Here is a 14,638-nt window from a genome sequence, read left to right on the forward strand (position 1 = left end):
GGCGGCACATCCTGCTGAACGGGCATTACACCTTCCAGACTGACGGCAAGTTCATCGACCTGGATGCGCTCGTGGCGGGACTGGAGCTGGGCTGACGGAAATTTCTGGGATTCCGGCGTACAACCCCGTAAAATAGAAGAGTGAGCACTTGATTTGCTGGTGCTTTCAAACAACGGTGTTGTTTTTTTAACAGCCGAACTGGAAAGGGAGGCTGAGCTGCTCAGTGATCACTTTATCCGTTGGCTGATTTACGCCGGCATGTTCGCTACAGGCACTGAACGACAACGCAGATGGTATGGTCTGTGCGTTCTGACTCGTCAAGGATCGGCCAATGGATCGTTTGTCTAATTTGCTCTCGCGGTTCGGCGTGCGGGCCAATCTGTTCTATGACGGCGACCTATGCGGCTCTGCATCTTACGATGGCGCCGAGCGGCGAGGTTATATCCATCTGCTTCAGGCCGGCAGCGTGACGTTGCTTGGTCCCGATCGCAAGGATTTGCAGCTCACTCGCCCTAGCTTGATTTTTATGCCACGCCCCGCCAAGCATCAATTGTTTGCGGGTGAGTCCGATGGCGCAAAGTTGTTGTGTGCTTCCATGGAGTTTGAGGGCGGAATTGATAATCCTTTGTCGGCTTCATTACCGGACTGTTTGGTGCTCGCACTCGATGATCTGCCCATGCTGGCAGACACGTTGGAGTGGATGTTTGCCGAGGCGGCAAATGTGCATTGTGGAAGGGAAGCCGCGCTTGAGCGCTTATTTGAGCTCCTAATCATTCTGTTGCTCCGTTACCTGCTCGATCATCACCAGTTGCGCACCGGAATGATGGCTGGACTGGCCGACATGCGGCTTGCCCGATCGCTTTTACAGATGCACAACTCCCCGGAACATGCCTGGTCAATAGCAGAGCTGGCCAGTGAGTCAAATATGTCACGCGCTGCGTATGCCGTGCATTTCAAGAGTGTCATCGGACAGACGCCTGCTGATTATTTGTTGAGTTGGCGAGTTAGCCTGGCTCAGAAGCTGATGCGAGAAGGGCGCTCGATTACGCTGATTGCAGCTCAAGTCGGCTACGAAAGTCCTTCGGCGCTGTCTCGCGCATTTAGACGCAAGACGGGGTTGAGCCCTCGTGACTGGTTGAAAGATCTGGCGGGGGAAAATGATGGCAAAAAGGCCTAAGGCATTACTGCCTTAAGCCATTGAAAAAATTATGCATTAATTTTACGTTTTTCCAGTTCAACCAGCGAATGGCCTGCCACAAATATCGAAACAGCAAGCAACCCTAAGTCTTTAAGCAGAAACTGACCTGGCGCAACGGAAATCGCCGGAAACCCTAAACTAGGCTCAATGACGCCCGGAGTGGAAAACATAAAGCTAAGGGTTGTGAAGAACAGGCCTGCAGACAGAGCGCCTCCTACCACGGATAGTTTGGGCGACAGCATGCGGCCTGCGATCAGAGTGCCGATCGAAATCTCTAGTATGCCGAGCAGGCTGGAGAACATGTCGACCGAAAAAATGCTATACACCCATCCCAAAAGCGGGCTGTTGCTCACCAGTGGAACCAGGCCCTCGGCCTCGTAGTGGGTAAATTTCATGCCGCCGAACCAGAAGTAAATAATAGCGAGAGCCAAGTACGCGCCATAGATACCTAGCCCCATAGTTTTGGTTCCAAGCGTTAAGTGGGCCTGTACGCTGGACTTCGAGTTTTCAATGCCTATGGTTTTCATGTCTGAGCTTCCAGTAGTGAGTGAGAGTGTGTTGGCTGCCGAACGCCGTATGCGTTGGCGATGAGATGATTATGGCTGGCATCTCTAATCAAGAGGCATCAGAAAGTATTGATTTCAGTGCAGATCGTCTTGGGCGGTGCAATTCGCGATGAAGGGATCGCCGTGGAGAGCGATGAGTGCACTATTTCGATAAAGGAGTCGTTTTACATAGGTCGATGAAGCGCGTTGCGGCATCGCCTACTGTCATTTCTCAAATCTGACTATGGGGCTTGGGGCGAAGGGCGGCACTGACTAGGCTTAGAACAGCTACCAACTAGCCGCGCGGCCGCGATGCACAAAGAATGGTAACTGAGCCGTGAGTGCGGTGGGCGCCCGCATTTATTTCCAAACCCTACAGATACATCGATCTTCGACTTCAACCGGGCAGATAGCTGTTGCAGCAAGCCTATCAATCGACTTTGACGTGTTAAAGAGGATAGGTTTTCCAGGGTTGGGGAACAGCATGCCCTGCAGAACGACACACGTCACTTTTGTTAAATTAATAAGCTAGCTACCTATTGGGCATAACCTTGCAATTTGCTTCAATTTACGCACATGCACCTGCGACCTCAAAATGCAACGTAAGCCCCGAATATCTCCATTATTGTCGCCGCCAGCCTTAGTTACAGCTGCTATGATGAATGAGATCGAAAACTGAAATCCCCCACTAGAATTGTTGACTGGAGTCAAAATGAATAAAAAGCGGCCGGTTAATCTTGATATTCGAACCATTCAGCTTCCTCTCACGGCGCTTACATCGATTCTGCACCGGATTTCAGGAATTATGCTCTTTATTTTTCTGGGACTGATACTGTATATGCTGAGCAAATCGTTGGAGTCAGAAAAGGGTTTTAATGAAGTCAAGGAGATTTTTTCTTCACCTTTCGGCAAAGTTAGTTTCTGGTTGGTATACTCTTCATTTATTTATCATCTCGTAGCCGGAATTCGACACCTAGTTATGGATGTGGGTGTTGGTCATACTTTGAAAGGCAGCAATCGCGCCTCTACTATTGTTTTAGTAGTGTCGGGTGTTTTAATGGTTGCTGGCGCCGTATGGATTTGGTAGCTGTGGAGTCGTAATGCGTATTTACAAGGACTAAAAGCGTCCTTTAAAGCTAACTTACGAAAGTATTTATAATCGACGGTTCACGCTTAAACGGTTGAATCCTTTCGGGCTTCCGAATAGCTGTTAGCTGAAAGCTATCATGAGCTAAGTTTTCTGTGCATCATCAAATGTGTTAATGGGAGCGCCATAGTACTAGGTACAAATATGGCTCTAGGACAATGTTAGATGTTTTGGATTTTGAGGCGGATCGCTCTTATCGAAGATCGTCTAATTCGCTCTGAAGCGCAGGTTTTTTGAAACTATCACCTGGTTGGCACACTGTGCGAATCAACATCAGATATGAGAAAGCCAATCAGGTGAACACTACCCTCGAGGGCTCATCTGTCCAGTTAAAGCCTCGAGTCTTTCTGGGTGCGCAAAAGACAAGAAGGTTATATGGGAAAATTATGAGGCCTGGATACCATGCGTCATGGGCGTGCCGATGCTGTGAGTGACAGAGCGAGAAGCAAGTGAAAGTCCCTGAAGTAGGGGCGGGATGCGCCCGAGTGGCATTTTTTGTCTTAAGGTAGATCGCGTAGCTGTTCTTCAGAATAATCTTCAGAGCGTTGACGACAGCCATCGCTGTGCATTCCTCAAGAATAGAATGTGTCGGAAGGGTGGCGTCATTGGTGTTAGTCATCGCTTAGGATTTCTCAATCTGGCTTACACGGGCGCCTGTACCGATATCCCCGCGGATGGCGACGTATCGATGTTGAATTCCTCGCCAGACGAAGTGCAATGAGCTGCGGCTATAGGCTTGCGCAGCCTTAGATAGCCGGCCGTCGCAGGCGCGCCGGTTGGCCGGGATCTTCTTCTGCCCGTCAGGTGTCCGGTCGGAACTCCAGCACGAACGCTACGACCTTTTCGGCGGACATTTCGCACGGCTTCAACAATGTCCTATCTGATGTAACGCGGAAGAGGTTGAAGCTGACAATGTCAGTCCCGTCCAACTCCCTGGCGAACAGACTGTTGCGACGTCCGTCCCCAGATCGCCGGACGATCAAGCTGAAACGCCGGCCTTCATAAGTCCCTTCTCTGTATCCCTCCGCAAGCTTCGCGAAAGCGGCATCGAACTCGGAATGCTCCATGTCATCCATCCTTATTGATAGAACAGAGGCGCGGCGGGTGCGAGACCGCCAGTGCCGGGTCGCGCTAAGGTGCCGGGCAGATTCCTGCAGCCGACGAGGCCCGGGGTGGGCAGGATAATTGAGATGTCGGCGCCCGCATGGCTATCAGCGAAGTCGTCCGTCCAGTCTGCTAGGCAACGTCCACGCCTTTCCAGAAAGCGATGTAATCCCGGATACCCTCGGCATCCGGAGTGGGGGCGGGATAGGTCCAAGCGGCGTTCACGTTGAGCGCGTCACCCGCGCGAACATGAAAGAAGCGCGCGGCGCCTTTGATCGGACAGACAGATGTGTGCGGGCTCATCTCAAGCAGGCTCAGGTCGACTCCTGACGGTGGGAAGTAGTGATTTCCCTCGACGATGACTGTTTCGTCGCTTGTGGCGATAGTAGTGTCTTTCCAGATGGCTGAGACCAACGGACTCTCCTTTTGTATTCATCAACCGGCGAAGGCTCGCGGGCTGGCTGCCCCAAGCCGCACCTCCTCAGGTGGCAGGCGGGTTGCGCCCGAGAAGTTTGTCGAGCTCGCCTCTGACATCGAGCGCGAATAGCTCATCGGAGCCACCGATAAGGGTGCCATTGATGAAGATCTGCGGCACGGAGCTTCGCCCCGACGCTTCCGCCATGGCCTGCCGGTGAGCCGGATCCGCCTCAATATCGAGCTCCTTCCATCGCACGCCCTTTTCCTTGAGGAGCGCCTTCGCTCGGCGGCAGAACGGGCACCAATTCGTGGTGTACAGCAATACATCAGTTGTCATATTGCATCTCCGGCAGTTGCACGCGGATCGCTGTCATGGCGTTGATCTCCAATTCGCGGCGTTCAAAGATGGCGACTGCACCTTGGCCGACATCGGAGCAGATGCTGACGATTGGCCGCTATCCAGGCGACATGGCCCAAAGTGCTTTCACCGCCAGGCAGAGGCCGCACGCGCCTCCTGTAGCGCCGAGCCGATGCTCTAAGGTAACCGAGCCTCGATTGGGACGGAAGCGGTCCCGCTCGAATCGCCCATCATGCTGGTCGAGCATATCAGGACGACGGATAGTGCAGGAACTTTCAAATTGAGCTTGATGTCGAGCCAGGTATCGCGAGCGAAGGCGTTCTAGAGGCCGGGGGGTACGAAGACTGTGTTCGGCAAAACGGTTCACGTTGATCGCCAAAGCTTCCCAGGGCGCACGTCTACGATCGGCGCGACGTGAGATAGCTCGCGCCGCTAGCCCCCGTAGCGCTCCGTCTTGATGATGGAGGCGTCCAAGCCCGCCAGCAGCGCGCTATCGGTTGCGATGTTGACGAATCCGTTAGACCCGCAGACGAACACTTGCGTCGGCTTTCCCTGAAGCCTGGTTAGAATTTCTTGGACCATCATGCCGTCGATCCGTCGCGCAAAGTCCGATGCGCGAACCGGTTTCTCGCGCGTAATCGCGAGCGCCAGGACGAACGCCGGATCGCTGATTTCGATGCAATGAAGTTCTTCTGAGAAGAGAACGTCCTCGGCGGTTCGTGCGGACAGGAGCAACGCTGTCGGAACGGCTTGGGCCAATGCGCGGCGCTGCCGGATCATTGCCATCAACGGCACGAGGCCGGAGCCTCCCCCGATCAACAGAACCGGATCTATGGCAGGCTCAGGCCAAAGGAAATGGCCACCGAGCGGACCGCGAACTTCGATTTCGTCACCAATCGCCGCGATGTCGTGAAAAAACGGCGAAACTTCGGCATCCGGCATGCGCTCGATAGCTATCTCGACGATCGGGGTCGAAACTGCCGATGACGCGATCGAGTAGCTGCGCATTGCACTGTAGCCGTCGGGCGCGGTCAGCCGGATATCGACGTGCTGACCTGCGGTGTGCGCGAACGGCTTGCTCAACCGAAGGAAGAAGCTCTTGATACTCGGTGTTTGCTGGATGATGTCGTCGATCACGCATGATTGCCACGAACGGACTTGCGCTTCGTTTTCAGTCATGGGTGTATCGTTGTTCGCGCCACGGATCGCCGTAGATGTGATAGCCGTGCAGCTCCCAAAAGCCGGCCTCGTCACGCGTCGTGAATTGCAGCGCATTCACCCATTTGGCGGATTTCCAGAAGTAAAGGTGCGGCACTAGAAGACGCGCCGGCCCCCCATGATCGCGGGAAAGTGGCTTGCCCGCATAACTGAGGGCGACCATCGCTTTCCCGGAAAGCAGATCCGTCAGAGGGACGTTTGTCGAATAATTATCGTAGCAGTGCGCCAAGACGAAATCGGTAGGCCGATCAAGCTCTGCATCTGCAAGGATGTCTTCAATGAGTACACCCTCCCAAACGGTATCCAGTTTGGACCAAGAGGTGACGCAGTGAATATCCTTTGTCACCTGGGTCTTTGGTAGAGTGTTGAATTCGCCCCAATTCCACGTTTTGACGGGCTTCGGACCAATTTTGACTGTGAATTTCCAGTCGGAGGGCTCTACCCTCGGCGTAGGGCCGGCCGACAGAACAGGGAAATCCTCCACCAGATGCTGACCTGGCGGAATCCGATCGGACTGGTCGCCTGAACCGCGACCGGTGAAACCTCTGGTGACCATAGTGACCCCTCTTGCTCGATACGGCAGACCGAAGCCGGCCTTCATTTCAGTACTCTGCGTAAAGCATTTGCCCGCACATCCGCCGAATAAGCCAATCGACTAAAAATCAGATACAGATGCTCTATCATCGTAAAAAATCGCGTATCGAACATAGCGTCAGGCCAGCATGATTCCCAATACCCAATGGCTATAGGGTAGATAACCCCAAGGCTGCGTACGCTGATCTGCGGTATGCGGAGCGGAAGTTGCAGGTTCGCTCTCAAACGGATGGGCAGCGTGCAAAGCTCAAGGCTCACCAGCGCATGGTTGCCCAGTTCGCGCTCGCCGGCAGCTTGAGTATATTAAGGACGAAATGTCGATCTGATCTATTCTGGCTTCAGGAAATAGGGAAAATAAGGTCGGACGTTCGCGCACCGTCGCGACGCGCGATCATCCACTAAGCTTCTGTATCGGGGTTGGAGGATCAGATGAACGAGATCGAACGACAAGCGCCTGAGCTGCGGGTGCAAAAATGGATTGGCAAAGATGGGGAAAGTATCGCGCCGTTCAAACTGTCAGATATCGGGCCCGGCCCGAAAATCTTGTTTGCCTTCCAGCATTGGTGCCAAGGTTGCCATTTGCATGGGTTTCCGACGCTACAAAAGTTGCATGCAGCGTTGAGCTCAAAAGACGTGGGGTTCGCAGTGATCCAGACCGTCTTCGAAGGAACGCATGAGAATACCTTCGAGAAGTTGCGCGTGAACCAGCTCAAGTATGAGCTTCCTATCGTTTTCGGTCACGACGAGCAACCGACCGGCTCGCCGTTTCCAACCTTCATGGAAGACTACCGCACACGAGGAACTCCGTGGTTTACGGTTATCGACGCTGGCGGTAGCATTGTTTTCTCGGACTTCCATCTCGACGCGGAGCGACTAGTGAAGCAACTTGAGCAAGGTTAATCGTTGGAAGGTGGGCAATCATCCTGATTGCCACCCATCCCCTGATGCCCACTACAGGCGTTGCGCGCTGTAACTCTGTTGATCAGCGTGCGAAAACCCGGATCCGGATAGGAGGAGCGTCAACGATTGAATCAATCCGCTGGGAGAGGGCGGCTCCGCTCCGTCAGCTCGGCAATAGATAACCCATTCTCGCCGAGCAACTCTCTGATCCGATCGACGATATGAGCCCCTAGCGCCGCTGTCTTGGTCCCCCCCACAGATTCCCAAGATGCGAGTTCACACGCCGATACCTCGTGGTCAGCGCCGAAGTGCTTCTGTCGGTATGTCACCGCCGCCCTTCAATGATAAAGGCGCGGTAACGGGAACCGGCAAAGCGTTGAGCAGCGATGGTTTGGTAGGCGGGACTGTCATACCAGTCGCGAGCGGCCTGCATCGTCGGGAAACGCAAGATTACGGCCCCTTCGATGGGCGGCCCCTCCAAATGCTGGATCGCGCCATAAGCGGCGAGAAAGGTAACGTCGTGACCATCGAACGATGGTCCGACGCCTGCAGAATAGGTTGCGAGTGCATGTGGGTCGCTGGTTTCTTCCCGCGTAAAGACGACGAACGCTTCCATCATTAGGCCTCTCAAAGGTTGGATCTGTTGGCCATTACCACCGGTGATGGCCTCACAGTCGTCAGGCTGGCAACTGGAACCCGATTTTCATGAGTGCCTCGACGCACGCATCCTGATCCTGCTGATAGTTGCCTCCGGAGATGCCTATGCCGCCGATCAACTTCCCATCCTCCAGAATCGGATAACCGCCGCCGACAGCGACCATCCGAGGGCGATAGGCTAGCGGCGCCACTTTTGGATCGTTGGTCACATAGTCGTTCCAGACATGGGTCGGGAACCCAAACGAGGCGGAACTCCAGGCCTTGTCGATGGCAACATCGACGGTAAGGAACGGCGCATCGTCGGTGCGCTCGAACGCGCGCAGGTTACCGGTGGCGTCGACGACGGCGACGGCAGCCGGGATGCCGATGGCACGGGCCGCAGCGAGCGCCGCGTCGATGAGGGCGACTGCGGTTTCGCGGTTGATCGAGGCGGTGGCAATAGATTTGGTCATGGGATTCTCATCGCTGGGGCATAACCCGTTCGGCTTTTTGAGGTTGGACAAGATGTTTGGCGATCGCGGTCGTTAGAAGCCTTCGAGGACGATCTTGCCTTTAGCCGCGCCACTTTCGATCAGTGCATGCACCGTCTTCAGATTGGCGGCATTGATCGGCGACAGTCGCCGGGTCAGCGTCGTGCGGATTTTGCCGTCGTCAACCAGCGCTGCCATCGCATCCAGAATCTCGCCCTGCTCATTCATGTCGGGCGTGCCGTAGATCGACCGCGTGAACATCAGCTCGTGGTGGATCGACACCGCCTTGCGCTTGAAAACCATGATATCGAATGCCTTGGGATCGTCGATCAGTCCGAACCGTCCTTGTGGGGCGATCAGTTCGGCGATGTCGGCGACATGTTGCTCGGTATGTGTGGTCGAAAAGACGAAAGCGGGAGCACCGATGCCGAGTTCGGCGATCTGTGGCGCGAGCGGACGAGAATGGTCGATGACGTGGTGAGCTCCAAGCCCTCTTACCCACTCTTGGGTTTCCGGTCGAGAGGCTGTGGCGATGACGGTGAGGTCCGTGCGCTGTCGCGCGATCTGGACGGCGATCGACCCAACCCCGCCCGCGCCACCGATGATGAGGATCGCCTCCGCCGCACCGGGTACGGGCTTCGCCACGTCCAGGCGGTCGAACATCGCCTCCCAGGCCGTCAACGTCGTCAGCGGCAGCGCCGCCGCTTCCGCCCAGGAGAGCGACGCAGGTTTGTGACCGACAATCCGGGCGTCGACGAGATGGAACTCCGCATTGGTACCGGGCCGTGTGATCGATCCGGCATAATAGACCTCGTCGCCTAACTCGAACTGCGTGACGTCGGGGCCGACCTCGCGCACAATCCCGGCGGCATCCCATCCCAGCACCTTCCAATCGCCATCTGCCGGCGGCGTGCTGTTGCGGACCTTGTAGTCGACCGGGTTGACCGAGACGGCCTTCACCTCAACCAGGATATCGTATCCTGCAGCGACAGGCCGAGGCAGATTGATGTCGACCAGCGCGGCATCCGCGGCGATGGGTCCCGGAACCTTGTAACCAATGGCTTTCATAAATGTCTCCAGCTTGCTTGATCGGATGACGCGAATGCTCGTTAGTCAACTTCTTCTACATTGAGGTCCCGACTCTTGAACTGGGTCGCGGTAGCAGATTTCATCGAACACGTCGATCAACAGGCCCTTATGCTCGGTCGCCGGATCGGTGATCGCGTAGAGGGTGGAGGCGTTATCGCCATCATCACCGCTTCCGAGGCGAAACGCCGCGTCGACGCAGATGCCGCACGGACCGATGGTTGATCCTGGCTCGAGATCGACGAGATTGCTGTCCTTGACGCGCTATTCGCGGTCTTAGCCCTTGGCGATGAAGGACTGAACTGCTTGTAGAGCGTCGGTCAGCTGCTATGTCATGGACGCACCTTCATCTTGAGTTGGATTGGACAAGCTTCCGTATAAGGCCCGCTGTAACCGTCAGATGACGGCGAAGAAAACGATGGGCAGTATTCACAGCCACTTAGCCTTCTTGAAGCGCACAAATAGGAAAACGCACGATATCGCTATCACTCCGAGCACGACAAAGTATCCGTAGGCCGTGTCCAGCTCCGGCATGTGCTTAAAGTTCATGCCGTATATTCCAGCGATCGCCGTCGGGACTGCCAGTATTGCCGCCCAAGCCGCCAGCTGGCGGGTGATCACCCCCGTCCTTTGCGCTTCAAGAAGGCTGCTGGCCTCAAAGACCGTGGACAGGACAAGCAGGAGGCCGTCGACCATGGACTGCACGCGGTGGACATGGTCCGCGACGTCGTGGAAATATGGTGTCATTTCGGCGCTGATGCAGGGAAAGTGGCCGCGAACGAGCTTTCGCACCAGCTCGGCCATAGCCCCGAGCGTGCGCTGGAACCGCGTGAGTTCGGACCTTAGTTCGAAGATTCGCGCCACCTCTTCTGGCCCGAGGAAATCGTGCAGCGACCGTCGCTCCATCGCCAGGACGTCGTCCTCGATCATTTCGAAGATGGGCAGATACTGGTCGACCACGCGATGCAAGATCGCGTGCAGCACATAGTCGACACCCTTGCCGAACTGCGTCGGCGATGCCTCGAGTTGCTCCCGAAGTTTGCCCAGCGCTCCGGCATTGCCGTGCCGCACGGTGATAAGGTGATTGTGACCGGTGAAGATCGCCATCTTGCCGTAGCTGATCCGGTCGCCGACCAGCTCGGCGGTCTGCGCGACGACGTACAACTCATCGTTGTAGACCTCGAGCTTGGGCGGGCACAGCGGGTGCATCGCGTTGTCGATCGCCAACGGATGAAGATTATATGTCCTTTGGATCGCGAGTAGTTCCTCGGGGGTGGGTTCGCTAAGCGCGATCCAGCAGAAGCCCGAGCGACTCTCGCCCAACTTGACGTGCTCATCGAGCGCGATTTCGCGAACTCGCTTGCCTTCGTTGTAATAATAGGCGGCGATGATGCTCATGCTGGCCTCGCGGGAATGTGGAGGCCACGCTGGACGGCCGGTCGAGCCAGCCCGCGTCCAAGCCATGCGCGGACGTTCGAAAAGCTGCTGAGGCCAAGGATGTCACCCGCAGCGTAGAATTCCACCAGCGCATTCACCCAGCCGAGCGTCGCGATGTCCGCGATCGAATAGTCGTCGACGATCCAGTCGCGGCCTTCCAGCCGGCGATCCAGAATCCCCAGCAGACGCGTGGATTCGTCGATAAAGCGCTGTTGCGGCCGCTTGTCCTCATAGTCCTTGCCGCCAAATCGCAGGAAGAAGCCGAGCTGACCGAACATCGGCCCGATGGCCGACATCTGAAAGAACACCCACGCTAGGGTCTCGTAACGCTGGCCTGGTTCGGTGGAGATGAACTGACCCGTCTTGTCGGCCAGATAGAGGAGGATCGCACCGGATTCCCATAAGGCGATGGGTCTACCGTCAGGGCCAGCCGGATCGATGATCGCCGGTATGCGTCCGTTCGGGTTCAGCGACACGAACGCCGGATCCTTCGACTCGTTGTTCGAGATGTCGATCAGGTGGGGCTCGTACGCCAGGCCAGTCTCCTCAAGCATGATCGAGACCTTGACGCCATTGGGCGTAGGGGCTGCGTAGAGTTGCAGGCGATCGGGATGAGATGCCGGCCAGCGCTGCGTGATCGGAAAGGACGAGAGGTCTGGCATAAATCTGCGATCCTGGTGTTGCGATGGCGACTGACTGGAACGAGCCGTCACTCTGAAGTAGGGTTCGATGACCGCGTCGCTGAACGACGCGGTCACGAAGATTGCGGACCGGATCGGCGCAGTGGCAACGGCAGTGAAGCCTATTCCGCCGCGGTCCCGGCCGCTGGCTGTACGTCGTCAACCTTTTGGCGCTTCGGAAGCACCCAGCCGGGACGGACGAAGTGGCAGGTGTAGCCGCCCGGGCGCTTCTCCAGATAATCCTGGTGATCGGGCTCGGCCTCCCAGAACTCGCCGACCGGCTGGACCTCGGTCACCACTTTGCCATCCCACAGCCCCGAGGCATCCACATCGGCGATCGTATCCTCGGCGACGCGCTTCTGCTCCTCGTCGACATAATAGATGCCCGACCGGTAGGAGAGCCCACGATCATTGCCCTGGCGGTTCAGCGTCGTCGGATCGTGGATCTGGAAGAAGAATTCCAGGATGTTCCGGTAGCTCGTCACTGTCGGGTCGAAGACAATCTCGATCCCCTCGGCATGCGTGCCGTGATTACGATACGTGGCGTTCGGAATATCGCCGCCCGTGTAACCCACACGGGTCGAGATGATGCCGGGCCGCTTGCGGATCAGATCCTGCATGCCCCAGAAACATCCTCCTGCGAGAACAGCGCGCTGATGCATGTTAAGCCTCCTCTACTTGATCGAGATATTCACCGTATCCCTCGGACTCCATCTCGTCGCGCGGGATGAAGCGAAGGGACGCTGAGTTGATGCAGTACCGCAGACCGCCGCGGTCGGAAGGACCATCGGGGAACACATGGCCGAGATGACTGTCTGCGTGTACTGACCTGACCTCCGTCCGGACCATGCCGTGTGCGCTGTCCCGCACCTCGTTCACGTTTGCCGAAACGATCGGCTTGGTGAAGCTGGGCCAGCCAGTACCCGAATCGAACTTGTCCGTCGAAGCGAACAGTGGCTCTCCCGACACTATGTCGACGTAGATGCCAGGCTCCTTGTTGTCGTTGTACTCGCCCGTGAAGGGCCTTTCGGTGCCCGCCTCCTGGGTAATTCGGTGTTGCTCGGGAGTCAGGTGGTCGATTGCTGTCTGTGACTTTTCAAACTTCATTACAGTCTCCAATACTTATCTAGAGGGCCAGGCACGCTACCGCTAATTTTTTATGTCTCCTGATTTGCTCCTACAATGGTAGTGGGATGGCAAACGAGGTTTTACTAAGTGTTGGAAAATTAGAGATTTAAATTTCGCGTCTATTAGTTCTAGCGCAACTGAGTGGTTAAGCAAGTACGTAATCAGTAAATATTAAAAAAATAACACAAAAGCACGATTATATAATACAGTGTCAGTGTTTTATGATAATCAACAACGCCTGTCAAGGCAATCGCATGAAGCTCACCTGAGACCTAATAGTTCAGCCCGATAATCATCAGAGGTTGCAGCAATCAGCCTTCGTGCCTTGATGCCACCCTTGCGCTTGACCGGATCCAACCGGATCAAATTCAATGTAAGTTGCTTGAGAACGGCCATGTTGTGGGCAGCATGCCCGGTTCGGATCCGCATCTGATCGTCACCAAAAATGACATCCATGCACCAGTGGACGCGGTTCTCCACGCCCCAGTGCGCCCTGATGGCATGTGCGATGCGCTCTGCATCCGGAGCAAGACTGCTGATGTAGTAACGGCGCTCCAGGCTGGTCTGGTTGCCCACAGTCCGCTCGGACTCCAGCATCACGAAAGTGCGCAGTCCTGGCCAGCGTTCTGGCTGTGGCAGGCACTGGAGTTGGTCGAAAACATGGCAGCGACGAACCTCCAGCCGGCCATGGTCCTTCTCGACATGCTCGAAGTGCGCATGGGGTACCCGGGCAGGATCGCCGTCCAAAAAGGTGTCAGCGAAGTCATCGATCGCTTCGGCCAGCTTCGGCTGGTTTCCCTTGATGGCCAGCAGATAGTGCGCCCCGCGATCGAGAATGGCCTGTGCAATGTCCGGCTGGGTACCCATGGCATCGATCGTCACGGTGCAGCCCTCAAGCGCCAGTGTGGCCAGCAGCTCAGGAATGGCGGTCTTCTCGTTGGACTTCTGGGAGGTCGCCCTCTGCCCGAGAATCAGCCCTGAATCAGCCGCAAAAGCGCTGACCAGGTGCAACGGGGCCGTGTTTTTCTTGCCGGAGCGGCGACTGGTCTTGCCGTCTAGGGCAACCACTTGCGGAGAAAGGGCCGGTAGGATCGCCGCAACCCAACAGCGGAAGGCCTGCTCGAACTCCTCTGGATCGATCAGGCTGAATAGCCGTCCAAAGGTGTCGTGTGAGGGAATGCCGTGGGGTAGTTTCAGAATACGGCGGAACCAGTCCAGCCGCTGCTCAGCCCAGAGTTCGATTTCGATGAAGGTGTCAGCGCCGGCAAGCACGCCGCAGATAGCCACGACCAGTGTTTCGACCAGGTCGTGACGAATCTTGCCCTGCTGACGGGGATCATTGATGGCGACCAGAACATCGGAGATTGGTATGTGATGCGACATTGCAGGGCATCCTGAGTAGAGAGGCGCTCAGGATGCCCGCTGGGAAAGGACTCATTCAAATCGGCAGGCGTTCATGCGATTGCCCTGCAACGCCTGTTTAGATGCTGGTAGATGCGAATTTTTTGGCGTACAGTCAAAATTTTCTGATGGTTGCTTAGTGTGTTGGCGCTGATGGAAAATTGACCCACCGGGGATGCGGCGGAAATCTTGGACTACCTGGAGGTAGTTCATGTATTCATACGAAGACCGTATCCGAGCGGTCAAGCTCTACATCAAACTGGGCAAGCGAACCGGGGCAACTATTCGTCAGTTGGGC

The 14,638-nt window shown here is 56.1% G+C and carries 18 protein-coding genes; 4 read left to right on the forward strand and 14 right to left on the reverse strand.

The features are described from left to right. Positions 1–331 precede the first annotated feature (331 nt). On the forward strand, positions 332–1,177 hold the full coding sequence (locus AC19YR_RS23665) for an AraC family transcriptional regulator (protein WP_003464995.1): 846 nt from the start codon (positions 332–334) through the stop codon (positions 1,175–1,177). 29 nt (positions 1,178–1,206) lie between these two features. Here the strand turns inward: AC19YR_RS23665 and AC19YR_RS23670 are convergent, their stop codons facing one another. Then, positions 1,207–1,725, reverse strand: coding sequence for a YkgB family protein (locus tag AC19YR_RS23670; RefSeq protein WP_003464991.1), 519 nt, complete (start codon positions 1,723–1,725; stop codon positions 1,207–1,209). Positions 1,726–2,455: 730 nt separating this feature from the next. Between AC19YR_RS23670 and sdhC the strand changes: the two genes are divergently transcribed. Further along, a complete protein-coding gene (sdhC, locus tag AC19YR_RS23675; protein ID WP_005005993.1) occupies positions 2,456–2,830 on the forward strand; it encodes a succinate dehydrogenase, cytochrome b556 subunit in 375 nt (124 codons plus the stop codon). A gap of 860 nt (positions 2,831–3,690) precedes the next feature. Here sdhC and AC19YR_RS23680 read toward each other — a convergent pair. The 5 genes from AC19YR_RS23680 to AC19YR_RS23700 all read right to left on the reverse strand — a co-directional run bounded on the left by AC19YR_RS23680 (position 3,691) and on the right by AC19YR_RS23700 (position 6,588). Next, positions 3,691–3,957 carry a hypothetical protein gene (locus AC19YR_RS23680; RefSeq protein ID WP_003464988.1) on the reverse strand — a complete coding sequence of 89 codons (267 nt, stop codon included), beginning with the start codon at positions 3,955–3,957 and terminating at the stop codon, positions 3,691–3,693. Positions 3,958–4,126: 169 nt separating this feature from the next. Then, positions 4,127–4,408 carry a DUF427 domain-containing protein gene (locus tag AC19YR_RS23685; protein WP_003464986.1) on the reverse strand — a complete coding sequence of 94 codons (282 nt, stop codon included), beginning with the start codon at positions 4,406–4,408 and terminating at the stop codon, positions 4,127–4,129. A 67-nt stretch (positions 4,409–4,475) separates the two neighbouring features. Beyond that, positions 4,476–4,748: a glutaredoxin 3 gene (grxC, locus tag AC19YR_RS23690; protein ID WP_005005995.1), complete on the reverse strand. Its 273-nt coding sequence runs from the start codon at positions 4,746–4,748 to the stop codon at positions 4,476–4,478. Between the two features lie 453 nt (positions 4,749–5,201). Beyond that, entirely contained in the window at positions 5,202–5,948 is a 747-nt protein-coding gene (locus AC19YR_RS23695; RefSeq protein WP_002118292.1) for a ferredoxin reductase, read from the reverse strand. Then, entirely contained in the window at positions 5,941–6,588 is a 648-nt protein-coding gene (locus AC19YR_RS23700) for a sulfite oxidase-like oxidoreductase (protein ID WP_002118288.1), read from the reverse strand. Before AC19YR_RS23700 ends, AC19YR_RS23695 begins: the two co-directional genes overlap by 8 nt. A 422-nt stretch (positions 6,589–7,010) precedes the next feature. Here AC19YR_RS23700 and AC19YR_RS23705 point away from each other — a divergent pair, with 422 nt between their 5' ends. Next, positions 7,011–7,481 carry a TlpA family protein disulfide reductase gene (locus AC19YR_RS23705; protein ID WP_003464979.1) on the forward strand — a complete coding sequence of 157 codons (471 nt, stop codon included), beginning with the start codon at positions 7,011–7,013 and terminating at the stop codon, positions 7,479–7,481. Positions 7,482–7,806: 325 nt separating this feature from the next. Here the strand turns inward: AC19YR_RS23705 and AC19YR_RS23710 are convergent, their stop codons facing one another. The 3 genes from AC19YR_RS23710 to AC19YR_RS23720 all read right to left on the reverse strand — a co-directional run bounded on the left by AC19YR_RS23710 (position 7,807) and on the right by AC19YR_RS23720 (position 9,676). Then, on the reverse strand, positions 7,807–8,100 hold the full coding sequence (locus tag AC19YR_RS23710; protein WP_010591688.1) for a DUF1330 domain-containing protein: 294 nt from the start codon (positions 8,098–8,100) through the stop codon (positions 7,807–7,809). A 58-nt stretch (positions 8,101–8,158) separates the two neighbouring features. Next, on the reverse strand, positions 8,159–8,590 hold the full coding sequence (locus AC19YR_RS23715; protein WP_005006001.1) for a GlcG/HbpS family heme-binding protein: 432 nt from the start codon (positions 8,588–8,590) through the stop codon (positions 8,159–8,161). A 72-nt stretch (positions 8,591–8,662) separates the two neighbouring features. Continuing rightward, positions 8,663–9,676, reverse strand: a complete 1,014-nt coding sequence (locus AC19YR_RS23720) for a zinc-binding alcohol dehydrogenase family protein (RefSeq protein WP_002118279.1) — start codon at positions 9,674–9,676, stop codon at positions 8,663–8,665. A gap of 75 nt (positions 9,677–9,751) precedes the next feature. Between AC19YR_RS23720 and AC19YR_RS23725 the strand changes: the two genes are divergently transcribed. Then, positions 9,752–9,919 (forward strand): hypothetical protein, encoded by a 168-nt coding sequence (locus AC19YR_RS23725; RefSeq protein WP_016487060.1) that lies wholly within the window; start codon positions 9,752–9,754, stop codon positions 9,917–9,919. Positions 9,920–10,123: 204 nt separating this feature from the next. Here the strand turns inward: AC19YR_RS23725 and AC19YR_RS23730 are convergent, their stop codons facing one another. The 5 genes from AC19YR_RS23730 to AC19YR_RS23750 all read right to left on the reverse strand — a co-directional run bounded on the left by AC19YR_RS23730 (position 10,124) and on the right by AC19YR_RS23750 (position 14,322). Next, positions 10,124–11,092 carry a magnesium and cobalt transport protein CorA gene (locus AC19YR_RS23730; protein ID WP_003464971.1) on the reverse strand — a complete coding sequence of 323 codons (969 nt, stop codon included), beginning with the start codon at positions 11,090–11,092 and terminating at the stop codon, positions 10,124–10,126. Continuing rightward, the gene (locus tag AC19YR_RS23735) at positions 11,089–11,793 is read right to left on the reverse strand and encodes a glutathione S-transferase N-terminal domain-containing protein (RefSeq protein ID WP_003464969.1); all 705 of its coding nucleotides are present in this window, start codon (positions 11,791–11,793) and stop codon (positions 11,089–11,091) included. Before AC19YR_RS23735 ends, AC19YR_RS23730 begins: the two co-directional genes overlap by 4 nt. Positions 11,794–11,933: 140 nt before the next feature. Further along, positions 11,934–12,473, reverse strand: coding sequence for a peptide-methionine (S)-S-oxide reductase MsrA (gene msrA / locus AC19YR_RS23740; RefSeq protein WP_003464967.1), 540 nt, complete (start codon positions 12,471–12,473; stop codon positions 11,934–11,936). A gap of 1 nt (position 12,474) precedes the next feature. Next, entirely contained in the window at positions 12,475–12,918 is a 444-nt protein-coding gene (msrB, locus tag AC19YR_RS23745; RefSeq protein ID WP_003464965.1) for a peptide-methionine (R)-S-oxide reductase MsrB, read from the reverse strand. A gap of 282 nt (positions 12,919–13,200) precedes the next feature. Continuing rightward, positions 13,201–14,322: an ISAs1-like element ISPa60 family transposase gene (locus AC19YR_RS23750; protein ID WP_010455375.1), complete on the reverse strand. Its 1,122-nt coding sequence runs from the start codon at positions 14,320–14,322 to the stop codon at positions 13,201–13,203. Positions 14,323–14,638: the final 316 nt, after the last annotated feature.

It is taken from the genome of Pseudomonas sp. MF08817, from assembly GCF_059862705.1.

What these genes read in the sequence shown, in the direction of transcription:
- AC19YR_RS23665 (WP_003464995.1), top strand. Translation starts at nt 332, where the DNA reads ATGGATCGTTTGTCTAATTTGCTCTCGCGGTTCGGCGTGCGGGCCAAT.
- AC19YR_RS23670 (WP_003464991.1), bottom strand. Translation starts at nt 1,725, where the DNA reads ATGAAAACCATAGGCATTGAAAACTCGAAGTCCAGCGTACAGGCCCAC.
- sdhC (WP_005005993.1), top strand. Translation starts at nt 2,456, where the DNA reads ATGAATAAAAAGCGGCCGGTTAATCTTGATATTCGAACCATTCAGCTT.
- AC19YR_RS23680 (WP_003464988.1), bottom strand. Translation starts at nt 3,957, where the DNA reads ATGGAGCATTCCGAGTTCGATGCCGCTTTCGCGAAGCTTGCGGAGGGA.
- grxC (WP_005005995.1), bottom strand. Translation starts at nt 4,748, where the DNA reads ATGACAACTGATGTATTGCTGTACACCACGAATTGGTGCCCGTTCTGC.
- AC19YR_RS23695 (WP_002118292.1), bottom strand. Translation starts at nt 5,948, where the DNA reads ATGACTGAAAACGAAGCGCAAGTCCGTTCGTGGCAATCATGCGTGATC.
- AC19YR_RS23700 (WP_002118288.1), bottom strand. Translation starts at nt 6,588, where the DNA reads ATGAAGGCCGGCTTCGGTCTGCCGTATCGAGCAAGAGGGGTCACTATG.
- AC19YR_RS23705 (WP_003464979.1), top strand. Translation starts at nt 7,011, where the DNA reads ATGAACGAGATCGAACGACAAGCGCCTGAGCTGCGGGTGCAAAAATGG.
- AC19YR_RS23710 (WP_010591688.1), bottom strand. Translation starts at nt 8,100, where the DNA reads ATGATGGAAGCGTTCGTCGTCTTTACGCGGGAAGAAACCAGCGACCCA.
- AC19YR_RS23715 (WP_005006001.1), bottom strand. Translation starts at nt 8,590, where the DNA reads ATGACCAAATCTATTGCCACCGCCTCGATCAACCGCGAAACCGCAGTC.
- AC19YR_RS23720 (WP_002118279.1), bottom strand. Translation starts at nt 9,676, where the DNA reads ATGAAAGCCATTGGTTACAAGGTTCCGGGACCCATCGCCGCGGATGCC.
- AC19YR_RS23730 (WP_003464971.1), bottom strand. Translation starts at nt 11,092, where the DNA reads ATGAGCATCATCGCCGCCTATTATTACAACGAAGGCAAGCGAGTTCGC.
- AC19YR_RS23735 (WP_003464969.1), bottom strand. Translation starts at nt 11,793, where the DNA reads ATGCCAGACCTCTCGTCCTTTCCGATCACGCAGCGCTGGCCGGCATCT.
- msrA (WP_003464967.1), bottom strand. Translation starts at nt 12,473, where the DNA reads ATGCATCAGCGCGCTGTTCTCGCAGGAGGATGTTTCTGGGGCATGCAG.
- msrB (WP_003464965.1), bottom strand. Translation starts at nt 12,918, where the DNA reads ATGAAGTTTGAAAAGTCACAGACAGCAATCGACCACCTGACTCCCGAG.
- AC19YR_RS23750 (WP_010455375.1), bottom strand. Translation starts at nt 14,322, where the DNA reads ATGTCGCATCACATACCAATCTCCGATGTTCTGGTCGCCATCAATGAT.